This window comes from Saccharopolyspora rectivirgula DSM 43747 (genome assembly GCF_000497205.1).
In the GTDB taxonomy this organism is placed as follows: Bacteria; Actinomycetota; Actinomycetes; order Mycobacteriales; family Pseudonocardiaceae; genus Saccharopolyspora; species Saccharopolyspora rectivirgula.
Genome location: NZ_AYJW01000091.1, coordinates 1 through 12399 on the forward strand (window position 1 = coordinate 1; position 12399 = coordinate 12399).

At 66.0% G+C, this 12399-nt stretch carries 10 protein-coding genes and 2 CRISPR repeat arrays; of the genes, 8 read left to right on the forward strand and 2 right to left on the reverse strand.

From position 1 onward, the window contains the following. Positions 1-394: a CRISPR direct-repeat array (repeat unit 28 nt; unit sequence GGATCACCCCCGCATACGCGGGGAGCAC). An 814-nt stretch (positions 395-1208) separates the two neighbouring features. After that, positions 1209-2441 carry a helix-turn-helix domain-containing protein gene (locus tag SREC43747_RS0117935; protein WP_029722734.1) on the reverse strand — a complete coding sequence of 411 codons (1233 nt, stop codon included), beginning with the start codon at positions 2439-2441 and terminating at the stop codon, positions 1209-1211. Between the two features lie 409 nt (positions 2442-2850). On the opposite strand from SREC43747_RS0117935, the gene SREC43747_RS0117940 reads away from it, so the two are divergent. The 5 genes from SREC43747_RS0117940 to SREC43747_RS20755 all read left to right on the forward strand — a co-directional run bounded on the left by SREC43747_RS0117940 (position 2851) and on the right by SREC43747_RS20755 (position 6985). Beyond that, a complete protein-coding gene (locus tag SREC43747_RS0117940) occupies positions 2851-3048 on the forward strand; it encodes a hypothetical protein (RefSeq protein ID WP_029722735.1) in 198 nt (65 codons plus the stop codon). Continuing rightward, on the forward strand, positions 3045-3293 hold the full coding sequence (locus tag SREC43747_RS0117945; RefSeq protein WP_029722736.1) for a hypothetical protein: 249 nt from the start codon (positions 3045-3047) through the stop codon (positions 3291-3293). Before SREC43747_RS0117940 ends, SREC43747_RS0117945 begins: the two co-directional genes overlap by 4 nt. A 113-nt stretch (positions 3294-3406) precedes the next feature. Further along, positions 3407-3787 carry a hypothetical protein gene (locus SREC43747_RS0117950; RefSeq protein ID WP_152528466.1) on the forward strand — a complete coding sequence of 127 codons (381 nt, stop codon included), beginning with the start codon at positions 3407-3409 and terminating at the stop codon, positions 3785-3787. Positions 3788-4073: 286 nt separating this feature from the next. After that, the gene (locus tag SREC43747_RS0117955) at positions 4074-4562 is read left to right on the forward strand and encodes a hypothetical protein (protein WP_029722738.1); all 489 of its coding nucleotides are present in this window, start codon (positions 4074-4076) and stop codon (positions 4560-4562) included. A 602-nt stretch (positions 4563-5164) separates the two neighbouring features. After that, entirely contained in the window at positions 5165-6985 is a 1821-nt protein-coding gene (locus SREC43747_RS20755) for an RNA-guided endonuclease TnpB family protein (RefSeq protein ID WP_081722676.1), read from the forward strand. Between the two features lie 311 nt (positions 6986-7296). On the opposite strand, the gene SREC43747_RS22350 is transcribed toward SREC43747_RS20755, so the two are convergent. Beyond that, positions 7297-8586: a tyrosine-type recombinase/integrase gene (locus SREC43747_RS22350; RefSeq protein WP_408005227.1), complete on the reverse strand. Its 1290-nt coding sequence runs from the start codon at positions 8584-8586 to the stop codon at positions 7297-7299. 593 nt (positions 8587-9179) lie between these two features. Here SREC43747_RS22350 and SREC43747_RS0117980 point away from each other — a divergent pair. The 3 genes from SREC43747_RS0117980 to SREC43747_RS20765 all read left to right on the forward strand — a co-directional run bounded on the left by SREC43747_RS0117980 (position 9180) and on the right by SREC43747_RS20765 (position 11361). Further along, complete coding sequence (locus SREC43747_RS0117980; RefSeq protein WP_029722743.1) at positions 9180-10409, forward strand: helix-turn-helix domain-containing protein; 1230 nt, start codon at positions 9180-9182, stop codon at positions 10407-10409. Beyond that, complete coding sequence (locus SREC43747_RS0117985) at positions 10406-10975, forward strand: flavoprotein (RefSeq protein WP_037332526.1); 570 nt, start codon at positions 10406-10408, stop codon at positions 10973-10975. The genes SREC43747_RS0117980 and SREC43747_RS0117985 overlap by 4 nt, the downstream gene beginning before the upstream one ends. 104 nt (positions 10976-11079) lie before the next feature. Then, complete coding sequence (locus SREC43747_RS20765; RefSeq protein ID WP_236623262.1) at positions 11080-11361, forward strand: hypothetical protein; 282 nt, start codon at positions 11080-11082, stop codon at positions 11359-11361. Positions 11362-11895: 534 nt separating this feature from the next. Next, a CRISPR array of direct repeats spans positions 11896-12352; the repeat unit is 28 nt; unit sequence GGATCATCCCCGCGTGCGCGGGGAGCAC. Positions 12353-12399: the final 47 nt, after the last annotated feature.

The window sequence follows — 12399 nt, forward strand, 5'->3', positions numbered from 1 at the left end:
GGATCACCCCCGCATACGCGGGGAGCACGCGATCATCGACGACGGACGCCTGCTGCGGCGAGGATCACCCCCGCATACGCGGGGAGCACTTCGGCGACTTCAGCCCCAGCTTCTCGGCCTGCGGATCACCCCCGCATACGCGGGGAGCACACAGCCCCCCGCGGCCTCGCGGTGGCGAGCTTGGGATCACCCCCGCATACGCGGGGAGCACCCTCAACCCCCTCATGTTTTGGTGAAACCGCAGGGATCACCCCCGCATACGCGGGGAGCACACGGCCGCGTCGGTGGCGCGCGACACTGACTGCGGATCACCCCCGCATACGCGGGGAGCACTTTCGCCTGTACGTGGCCATCCGCGCGTTCCTGGGATCACCCCCGCATACGCGGGGAGCACACTTGATGACCAGGGACTATAGCAGCCCACACCGCAAAACAGATTCACTTTGCGCCGCCGCCAAGCAGGCAGCATCAAAACCCGTCCTTGCTCAGCGTGTGCGGGGAGCAAGGGAGGCAACGTTACCGTCACTGGGTGCTCGGATCGTCCTCGCCTGCGCGGGAAGCACGACCTCTCCGCCAGCGAGGCCTACAGGTGCTTCATCCCCTCCAGGACCTGCTGCAGGACGGTGAGCGAGGGGCGATGCTGGTGCCACCACGTCGCCGCCGGCTGCAAGTTCTGCGAGTACGAGGGGAGCTGCTGCAAATCCCCGGAAAGCACGGTGATGTATCCGGCCGGCGCGGTAATCGGGGTTTAGTCCGCTCCACAGCACCCCCGACCACAGTCGTGGCGGGCGTAGGCGCCTATGGAGATCGCAACGCACTGGTCGCAGCCGACGACCGAGTGTGTGGTGCTGCGGGAACTGGTCGTCAGGCCGCAGTAGGTGCAGCCTGTACTGGCGTTGCGGATGTGCACTACCCCCTGGCGGTCGGTCCACTCACCTGCGTACACATAGGCCGGATCGCCCGTTCTCTCCTGGTGGTGCACATCCCCCTGGCCGCTGTGCGGCATCTCCATGTCTCTACTGTCACCCCGCTCCTGCGCGGTGAGAGGTGCACAACGCCACAGGGTCTCAGGGGTGCACTTTGCACCCCCTGCTGCCGGTTGCCAGCCGCTGGCGCGGGTGTCAGTGCTGGTCAGTGCCGCACTCGCGCATGCAAAAGACCCCCAGCCCGAGGTCAGGGGTCGTGGTGTGGCCTGTGCGCGATGGCTGCTAGACGGTCAGCCCGAGCCGGGTGGCCAGTCTCCGGGCCTCGCGCTCGACCAGTTTCCCGCCGGAGACCACCAGTTCACCGGCGATTCCTCGGCTCAGCGGGTGGCACCGCATGGACTCCTCCGACACGTCGGTGGCGCGCTGCAGGGTCTGCAGCGCCGCCAACGTGTCTTTTTTCTGGTGATAGGAGCGGGCCATCTCTAGCCAGAGCCGTGCGCGCCGATCGATCGACGGCACGGTGTCTGGGTCGATCGCATCGGCGCGTTCCAGGGCGGTAGCCGATTTGCACATGTCCACGTGGACACTCACCCCGGTCAGGAGGGCGTTTTCCACGCCAAACAGCGTCCACGGGTGCACCTGGCCGCTGGGGATTTTCTGGGCCATCTCGATTCCCTGGTCCAACGCGCGCAGCGCATTGCCCTCCTCGCCCATGCGAGCAGCGGTGATTGCAGCATGCAGCTGCACCGATCCCCACAGAGCGCGGCTGTCCGTGCTGCCATCGGCCAGGTATGGCTGCAGGGTGTGGGCGGCCTGCAGCGCCAGCCGATAGGCATCCTCCTCACGGCCGGACGCGCGCCAGACGTTGCCCAGCACCCACGCTGCGGCGGCCATCAGCTCTGGCTGGTCTGCCTCCTGGGCGTGGTGCATGCAGCGGTCAGCCACCAGCCACAGCAGCGCCGGGTCCGCCACCCACGCCAGCGCTTGCTCGCACAGCGCGTAGGCGCTGACCAGCACCGCGTGCGCCATCCGACGCTCTTTTCCGCCGGTCATGCGCGTGGCCTGACGCGCCTCGCGGATGAGCCGCGGCAGCACCGTGCCGGTGGCCGCGCGGGGTTCTGCGGAGCGATGCCACAGGCGCCACGCGTGCTCGGCTCGCTGCACCAGTGACGCTACATCCGGGTCCGGGCTGTCCGGGGGCTGCAGCACAGGGTCCTCAATGGCCTCCCGCAGCGCGGTCACCACCGGGTGCCCCTCGCGGCGCTGCAGAGATACCGGTGCAGTGACCACCCCGGCATCCCCGGTGAGTGCGGTGACATCGACGTGCAGCACCTGGGCGAGGCGGACCAGCATGTCCCACCGCGGCGGCAATCGGCGGCCGCGTTCCACGTCTTTCAGCCACTGGGGACTCCGTCCCACCAGACCGGCCACTACTGTTCTCGTTTTGCCCTGCCGCTCTCTGATCACCTGGATGCGGGCGCCTATCGGCTGCCCAGCCAGCTCATCAGCCTGCATGTGATCACCTCTCTGCCGGGTGTCTCCCTGCCGAGGCCCCCGGGGCGTCCCCCGGGGGCGTGTCCTCCGGCGGGGAGGCCCGTTCAGGCTAGATCTACCTCACCCCGCAGAGGTGCAGGTGAGCTGCATAAACCCCCAGCTGGCGGAGAGAAAACACCGCCGCGACTAGGAGACTGCTCGCCAGCATGTTGCCGATACGAGATGTGCGCCCGGGAGTGTCTTGGGCCCTCAGTCGTTATGCCGCAGAGAGGTGATTGTGCGTCCCGGCATCGAGATTTTGGCAGCAGCGCCAGCACTGTGCCCTCATCCCCGCCAGCAGCTGGCGTTTCAGATGCAGGTGCACAGCCCTGACCAGTGGTATTTCCGCTGCAGATGCTGCTGCTGCGACACCGTGTGGACCTCACCGCGTGTGCCAGACCGCATCCTGGGACTGTGCTGGCTCACCCTCATCGAGGGCCGGTGCCAGGTGGATGCGGCGGTGGCTCAGCGGGTGCGCAGCAGCAGCGTCCAGCAGGCTGAGCAGCGCTTGGCCAAGGTGGCTGAGGAATCGGGCAGCTACCCGGTTTCTCGCGACCTGGCCACCCTCACCGAGGAGGGCCACCGGTGAGCACTGCAACCGAAACCGAGGCCCAGCTGCGGTATTTTGCCCAGCTGCTGACCCGCGTGCGGGAGCTGACTGAACAGGCCCGCGCCCTCGCCCAGCAGGCCAAAAACACCCTCGAAGCGGTCGCGACGCAAGAACCCGAGGTAGTGGATTACGTGACCGAACTGACTGCGCAGAGCGTGGTTTGCGACCTCAAGGGAGCGTCGCTGAGCGCCTTCACCGCGCTCACCGGCATTACCAGCCCCTAACCAAAGGACCGGGATGTCCCTACCATCCCGGTCCTCTTCTCACCATAGAGGAGGACCACGCCATGCAGAAACCTCTCGTGAGCAACCTCCCCTCGAGAGCTGCCGGGGGCGTCATGATCTGGACGTGGAAGATGCTGGCCATCTCCACCGTGTTTGCCGCGCTGATCACCAGCCCCCTCGCTCCGGTGATCTGGCCTGCAGTCCTGCTGATCATCTCGGTGCTGGCCGGGGTCACTGCCCTGATCCTGCAGCACACCCCTCTCTCTCGATCTCTGACAGCCCGGCAGCCCCAGAGGGGGAGACTGGTGAACGCCTGGACCGATAAGAGCGGGGTAATCCACATCAAAACCCTGGACGGGAAAGAGACCCTGTGCGGACTGGGTGTCGCGCCCACCTTCGCGCGGCCCGTACGGACCTGCGAGACCTGCATCTGGGAGTCCATTCGGGACGCTGCCCGCCAGCACCATTGCGGGCCGCACTGCACACCCCCATGAAAGCCGTAAACATCAGCAACGGGGGGCAGCCGACCTGGCCGCCCCCCATTTGTGGCCCCCGCGCTTTTCGCTGCCTTTTAACCGCGCCCCCGACGCACAGCAAGGGCAAGGGGCGGCCGGCAGGCCGAAAGAAGCCATGGACGACGTGCCTGAGTTAGGACCCGACAACGACAAATAACCCACAGAATCAAGGCGGGGTGAAAGATCGCCCCGCCTTTCGTAACTGCCTTCCTCGTCATGCGCACGACGAGGAAGGGCTGCGGGCTGAACGACAGTAGGGAAGGGTATGGAACTGGCTGACCCAGATCCCGGACGTCCAGAGATTCGACAGGACGTTCTCCGCCTGACCGAGCTGGTCGGGCTGGTGGTGTACGCCGACTATGACAGCGCCGGCATTCGGCTCCACGACAACGACCAAGTGGTTGTGTTGAAGTCTACTGGGGACTGGTTTGTCGTTTGGAGGATGTGCCAGTACCTCCGCGGCGCGTGGGAGTGGGCTACTGGCAAAGCAGAGAGCAGTAGTACTCACGCTGACGCCATGGATCTGCCACCGGTGGCCTCCTGCGTGGCCAATGGCCTCACCCCAGAGTCTCGCCGCGTGCTTGGGCACATCATCGCCCGGGAATCGAGCTTGTCGGCGTGGGATGAGCAAAAGCGGATTGCCCCAGAGACAGTGTTTGATCTGTGGTCTCAGCAGGTAAATGCTGTGGCCACGAAACTTATGGCTTCGTTTCGAGGCCGGTTTTCCACCGAGCTGAGACCCTGGCAGCGGTGAGCCGCGTAATGGAGAGTGGCCCCCGGCGGTCTGGCGCGCATGCCGTGGTGGCCACTCTCCCCGCGCACAGGATGTTCTCGTTGCTGTAGCTATCTACAACCGGGTAGTTAGTGCGCAGGGGACATCTGGCATACTGCAGACAGGGACGTCCATGGACGTCCGTTCACCCACTAAGGCCCCCGGCCCGACCTCGCCGGGGGCCTTTCAAGCACACCGCCCCCGGAACATCTCCTGGAGCGAGCGCAGACTCAGGTGGGGATAGCCCCCAAAAATCGACTTTGCCGCCTCAGTGACCAGGACTTTTAGCTCATCCTGGGAGGCGGACTTGAATGCTTGCCGTAGAGTCAGGCGAGATCCGTTGAGCCTCCGCCGCCGCTGATGCAGGGGCGGGGGCGGGCCCCCGCCCCTTAACCGCGCCCCCGACGCACAGCAGGGGTCCCCGGGGTCAAGGGTCGGCCGGCAGGCCGACCGGCGAAGCCGGCGCGATAGCGCCCTTGAGGCCGGGGGGGCTGTGCGGCTAAGCGCGGCGGCGGAGGTGGACTGCACCGTGGCGCGCTAGGATTGGTCGCACCTGGATACAGCAGGCGAGAGGAGGCGCCGGGGTGGCTCAAGCCGAGGCTCCTCGACGTCTCCGCGCTTATAAATTCGCGCTGGATCCCACCGAGGCGCAGCTGAGGGAGTTTGAGCAGCACGCAGGAAGCGCACGGTGGGCCTACAACCACGCCAACGCAATCCTATCCCGCTACTCCGACACTCTGCGGAACCGCTGGAATGCTTGGATTGCCCAGCACCACGGCCTCAGCCGTGAGCAGCTGTATGCGCTCCCGGACAGGGAGCGCACAGCCATTCAGGCTGCGGCACGGGCGGCAGTGAAGGCAGAAAACGCCCAGCTTGCCGCAGAACTCAGGATCATTGACGACCACCGCAAACGGGTCACACACAAGGGAAAACCAAGCGTCGAGCCAGGCGAGCAGCCCGCTGAGGATGCGCCTGAGCGTGCGTACCAGCTGTGGCGCGAGCGCGTGGAGCTCGCCCGGCTGCACGCCGAGGATCCCCAGGCCTACCGGGCGGAACGGAAACGTATCCTCGACGAAATCCGCCCCCTGGTTAACGCCACCAAGCGGAAGCTCATCGAGCAGGGGGCGTATCGCCCCACCGCGATGGACATTTCCACTCTGTGGCGCGAGATCCGCGACCTGCCGCCAGACGAGGGCGGATCACCGTGGTGGCCCGAGGTCAGCATTTACGCGTTTACCAGCGGTTTTGCTCACGCCGAGACCGCGTGGAAAAACTATCTGGAATCCCTGGCGGGGCGGCGTGCCGGCAGGCCGGTCGGCAAACCACGGTTTAAGAAAAAGCGCCGCTCGCGCCGCAGCTTTACCCTCTACGGAAGCGTCAAACTTGTAACCTACCGTCGCATCCAGGTGCCGTCCATTGGGTCGGTGCGCCTGCATGGATCTGCCAAACGCCTGCACCGCGCACTGGAGCGCCGCGGCGGGATCATCAAGTCGATCACCATCTCCCAGGGCGGCCACCGCTGGTATGCCTCCGTACTGGTGGACGAACTCGACATCACTCCGGGCAGGGAGACGCAGCGTGGCCCGTCGCGGCGGCAACGCGACCGCGGCGCAGTGGGTGTTGACCTGGGGGTTCACCACCTCGTTGCCTTGTCGGACCCGAACGAAAAAACGCTGGACAATCCACGGCATCTGCGTAAAGCCCGCAAACGGCTGCTGAAAGCCCAGCGGGCGATGTCGCGACGGCGGGGCCCGGACAAGCGCACCGGACAGGAACCATCGAGGCGTTGGGTTAAGGCGCGGAACCGCGTTGCTCGCCTGCATCACGAACTGGCGGTACGCCGCGCAGGACACCTGCACGAGATCACCAAGCGGTTGGCCACTAGCTACGAGCTAGTAGCCATTGAGGATCTCAACGTGGCCGGGATGACCCGCTCGGCGCGCGGCACTATCGACCAACCTGGCAGGGGCGTCAGGGCCAAGGCGGGGTTGAACCGATCGATTCTCGACACGTCGCCGGCAGAGTTCCGACGACAACTGCAGTACAAGGCCTCTTGGTACGGGGCCACGGTCGCTGTTATCGACCGGTGGGCACCGACCAGTAGGACGTGCTCGTCCTGTGGGGCAGTGAAAGCCAAGCTGTCTCTGGCCGAGCGCACATTTTTTTGCGAGCACTGCGGGATGGAGTTGGACCGCGATATCAACGCGGCCCGGAACATCCTGGCGTTCGCGCAATCCGCCTACCCCGGGGAGGGGAAGGCGTTAAATGCCTGCGGAGGCTCTGTAAGTCCTGGATCACAGTCTGTGGTTCAGGCTGGAGCTGATGAAGCTGGCAGACCTGCGCGGAAACCGCGCAGGTCATCCCGGGGGAGTGATCCCCCGGCTACCCCCACAACACGCGCATAACTACAGAGCAGGACTTGGGCGGGCCAGCGAAACTAATGCTGTTTCGCAGTTCAGACGTCTAAATCCCCAGGTCACGAAGTGTCTGTTCCGTGCGCACAGGGGTAGCCCTGCAGATGTCGATCGAAACCTTCCTGCACCTCAGTCTGTTCCGTGCGCACAGGGGTAGCCCCCCTTTGAGGTCGGCGATGCGCAGTCGCACCGAGTCTGTTCCGTGCGCACAGGGGTAGCCCCGAGGGTCGGCGACGTGCCCAGCGTCGGCAAGGGTCTGTTCCGTGCGCACAGGGGTAGCCCTGCGCGCAATCGCTTCATGCTCAGGTAGCTGATGAGTCTGTTTTGTGCGCTCGGAGGTAGTCGCCTCCGCGGTAAATCCTGGCGAGTGCCATGATGGCGGGCCGGGTGCGGGCGGCGGATCCGTCGAGGTAGGTCTGGCTGGTGGCGATCGACCTGTGGCCGAGTTGGGCGGCGATGACGCTGGCGTCGGCTCCGGCGTAGTCGCGGGCGTGCACCGCCCAGGAGTGCCGGAGCTGGTGCGGGTGGATGAGGTGTCTGCCGCGGCCGCCGCGGCCGTGGTTGTCGGACCACAGTGGTGCCAGCGCGTCGTGCGCCAGCCGCAGCTCCTCGGTTTCGGAGTCCGGGCGGGGGATGGCGGCGAGGCGTTGGAGTAGGTGGCGGATCTGGTCGGGGTGCAGTCGCTGCCCGCGATCACCGGTGATCAGTGGCTGGTCGGCGCGGTGACCAGCGTTGACTTCCCCGAGGCGTGCCGGGGTGGCAGAGGCCTCCGGTGGCTCGATGCGCCCGGAGGTCAGGTAGGCCTCCAGGATGTCGGTGACTTCCGGCGGCAATTCCACGGTGCGCACGTGGCCGTGTTTGGCGTTTTCGATCCACAGGCTGGCCGGGGCATCGGGTCCGGCGGCGGGCCGGTAGTCCCGCAGTCGCAGGCCGCAGAGCTCGTCAGCGCGGATGCCGGTGGCAGACAGCATCTCGACGACGAGCATTGACCGCAGGCGACGCTGCCGCGAGGTGACCGGACTGGCGTTGGTCTGTGGCGCGGTGTCGTGCTGGGCGGCGACCCGCAGCGCTCGGATCTGAGTGACGGTGAGCGGACGAGTCGGCGAGGGGCGGCGCCCGAGCAGGCCCATGCGCTGTTTGCCGTTGCGGTCCAGGGTGGGCGCGGTATCGATCCACCGCTCGTAGAGCAACCAGCCGTACCAGGCGGCGAGGGTGTCGTAGCGGGCGCGGCGGGTATTTTCGCTGATAACCCCGTCGTTGCGGAGCTCGGTTTGGGTGTGTAGCCAGCTCTCCACGGCCTGCCGTGGCGCGATTAGGGGGTTGATGCCGCGGGCGGCGCACCAGGGGAGCCAGGTGGTGGGGTCGATCCTGACGCGCTTGGGCTTGGGGGCGCCGGGCCAGGTGCGGTGCTTGGCGGGCAGGCCCAGCCGTGCGGCGTGGGCGTTGCGGGTTTTGGCGGATTCGAACGTGTGCAGCCAGGCGACCGCGGCGCGGCAGATCGCGGTGGCGTCGGCGCCCTCCGCGCGGTCGCGCGGGATTGTGTCGGAAACCACCTCGCCGATCAAGGGTTCGCGGGTGGTGATGTTAGACACAGCCCTCCTTTTTCAGACTGGTACCGCAGTACCGGTTTCCCTCTTGGTTCTAGCTCGGATATGAAAACATATCCGAGCTAGAACCAAGAGAGGGGAGATCCGGAGGGGCACTCGAGAGATCTTGGGTGACCCAAATCACAAATCGCGCGGGCCGGGAGAGTCGCAGGATTGCGACCACTTCTACCGTGACCACTGCCTGATGTATGCCGCCGCACTGCAGGCGCGGATGGAGTGGGAACTGTACCGGCTCTCGCTGAGCCGAGAACTCGATTTTCCGCATCCGGTTGAGGGCAGCAGCGGAAACGTGGGGATCAGCTCAGCCACGGCAGTGAGGAAACCGGACTCACCGATCGCGTTGCGGAGGAAATCCGAGAGTGGAGAGCGCCACGACGCATCATCCCGGTTCGAGGTCCGCGCTGACCGGCACCGATCTCTCCAGCTGAGTACCGCTGATACCGCTTCGATCGGCTCCCCTGGGCACAGGTGCGCTGCTGCGAGGCGGTTTCACGCCGTCCGATCGTTGTGGAAGCAAGCACTCGAGCAACACGTTCGCGTGTGCCAGATGCACCAAATCCGCTGCTACTCTCGATCGCGTGCGCGGCGCTGGCGAGGAGCTGAGCATCGGGGAACGGGTGGCGTTCTACCGGCGGCGCCGTGGCATGTCGCAGGCGCTGCTCGCGGGGCTGATGGGCCGCTCCGAGGACTGGGTGAGCAAGGTCGAGCGCGGTGAACGGCAGGTCAACCGCATCGACGTCCTGGTCGAGCTGGCGCGCCAGCTTCGGGTCACGCTCAACGACTTGTTGGGCGAACCGGTGCTGTTCGAGGGCGAGGACAACAACGACGTTCCTGCGGTCCGTGACGCGTTGATGTCTCCTCAACGACTGTCGCGGACGCTTTTCGGCGATGCCCAGCAACCGCACGTCGCCCCTGAACCGATCGCTCGGGTGACCGAGGAGGTTTGGCACCAGTACCAGAACGGGGCGGTCGGGCACGTGATCGGCGTACTACCTGGACTGATCAAATCAGCCCAGCAGCTCGAGAACGACACGACCGACCGCCCGAGCTACGCGCGCAAGGCTTGCGCGGTATCAGCGCGGATCCACCACTTGGCTGCCACGACCTTGAGCAAAGTCGGTGAGGCCGATTTGGCCTGGATCGCCGCGGAACGCGCGATGCAGGCCGCCGACCGGACCGAGGACCCGCTCGTCCTGGCTTCGGCCGCGCGCGCAGGTACTCACGCCCTGCTGGCTGTCGGCCGTTTCGACGAGGCGGTGGATCTGGGCGAAACCGCAGCGCGCTGGATGGCTCCCGCGCTGCGGGAAAACGACCCCGGCGCTTTGAGCCTGTACGGCATGTTGTTCCTCCGCACAGCGATCGCGGCAGCGCGCCGACAGGATCGGAGCACGACGGCAGAACTGCTGGACCAGGCCAGCGCGGCAGCTGAACGGCTCGGCGAGGACGCGAACCACTGGCAAACCAGCTTCGGCCCTTCCAACGTCGAATTGCACCGCTTGGCTGCTGCGCTCGAGCTCGGTGACGTCACAGCCGTCGTCGAGCGTGGTGAATCCGTCCGCCCCACGCATCTCCCGGTGGAGCGCCAAGTCACGCACGCGATCGACCTCGCACGAGCGTTGAGCATGCTCGCGCGGGACGACTCCGCGCTGCGGGTGCTGCTCGACGCGGAGCAGAAAGCACCGCAGCTGGTGCGGCACAGTTCGAAGGTCCGCGAGGTGGTGCGAACGATGTACCGACGTGCACCCGTGAGCAACGGGAAATCCTCACCGCTGTTGGGTTTGGCCGAACGATGCGGGGCGGTTCGATGAGCGCACTCGGTTTGATCGGCTCTGCCGCCGGAGGCTTGGAGCGGATCCGGCCCGCGTTGATCGAACCGGCGATCGCCCGCGGCTGGCAAGTCGCGGTCACGTTGACCCCGACGGGCGGCACGTGGTTGCAGGCCAGTGGCGAGATCGAGCGGATCGAGAAGGTGACCGGCTTCCCGTGCCGGGTTCTTCCACGATTACCAGGCGAACCGAGCCTGCACCCGCCGATCGACTGCTACCTGGTGTGCCCGGCATCGGCCAACACGGTCGCAAAACTCGCCCTCGGCCTGGGCGACAACCAAGCACTGACCACGGTGTGCGAAGCGATCGGCGCCCAGACGGTGCCCGTTGTCGTTTTCCCCAGGATCAACGCTGCGCACGCCCGCCAACCCTCCTGGGACTCCCACATCGAGAAACTCCGCAACGCCGGCGTGCACCTGTTGATGGGTGACGAGTACTGGCCGCTGCACGAACCCCGCAGCGCCCCGGGCAAAGACCTCCCGTGGGGCAAAATCCTCGACGCGGTCGAGGAAATCACCACCAACTCGAACCTGTCCGGTGACGACTGAGCAAGCCCGGACAGTTTGTCCGGGCCCCTTTCCCGGTTCCGGGTTCTCCTGGCACCAGAACCACCAAGAGATGGTGTTGTTCAGGAAGGACAGAGCCCGTGAGCATGTACGTGATCGTGCACCCCGCCGCTGGTGACGGAGCTGAAGTCATCGAACCAGCACCTGGAGTTCGACAACTCATGGTCGGAGTCGGAGGCGCTGCGCTGAGCGTACAAGTGCCGCCGCGACTCGACGGCCCCGGTGAGGCTGCCCGCTTCGCTCGCGACCTGGCCAACGCAGCACTCGACTTCGCCCAGTGGTGCGAGCAGCAAAGCCTTGGACAGCACCGTCTTCACCTCGGCGACACCCAACTCTCCAACACCCCCTCCGGTGAGAGCGGCACGTGATCCCCTACCCCGCTGGACTCGCCCGGCCGAACGCGTTCCCGGCCGGGGTACTGGTGCCGCCGAGCTGCTCATCGGCTGGGGGAAATCAGAATCCGCTTCGCCGCAACGAGCGAGTGAGCAGCGCAGCCACCGAGTGCGTCGAAGTGGAGGCCCGCTGATGCGCTTGTGGATTGCGATCCAAGCGTGCCCCTGCACGGGAGGAGCAGGAGGGAGGCACCGTTGAAAACTAGCGCCAGAAGTACAGTGCAAGCCCCGATCTGGACCTGCACCGCTGGAACCGCCCAAAAGCCGAAATCAGCAGGACCACCCTCACCAGGAGCGGATCGCAAACTGTTGAGCAGTACCACGCACCGCCAACTCTTGGCGCTACTGCCCGACGACTGAACGACCCACACCCGCGGCCTCGACCAGTGCCGGAGCCAGATGAGCAGCAGCGACCGCGGAATGCTCACCGCATCACGGACCTCAGCAACCTCCTGACCTCCTGCAGCCTCTTCACCTTCCGCACCACAGGGCACAGCCTCAGCTTCCGAGGCGGAATCCCCGCGTGCGCGGGGAGCACCGCCTTTGAGGCGGTTCGCCGTGTGACCTTGGGCGGATCATCCCCGCGTGCGCGGGGAGCACCGATGAGCTGCAAAATTGCAAGCTCGTCTGAACGGATCATCCCCGCGTGCGCGGGGAGCACGCGCCATGCTTGGTGAAGTACACCGCGACCCGCGGATCATCCCCGCGTGCGCGGGGAGCACACCCGATCTTCTCGAAGTACTTCATCCGGCGAAGGATCATCCCCGCGTGCGCGGGGAGCACCTGCGGTTCCGCGCCGCCAGGGAACTGGATAAGTGGATCATCCCCGCGTGCGCGGGGAGCACGGCGGCACCCTTGCCAGCCGGAGCATGTACGACGGATCATCCCCGCGTGCGCGGGGAGCACGCCCCTGGATCGATCTAGTGCGCATAACCGGCAGGATCATCCCCGCGTGCGCGGGGAGCACGTGAGGAACGGAAACAACGTCTATCTGGCAAACGGATCATCCCCGCG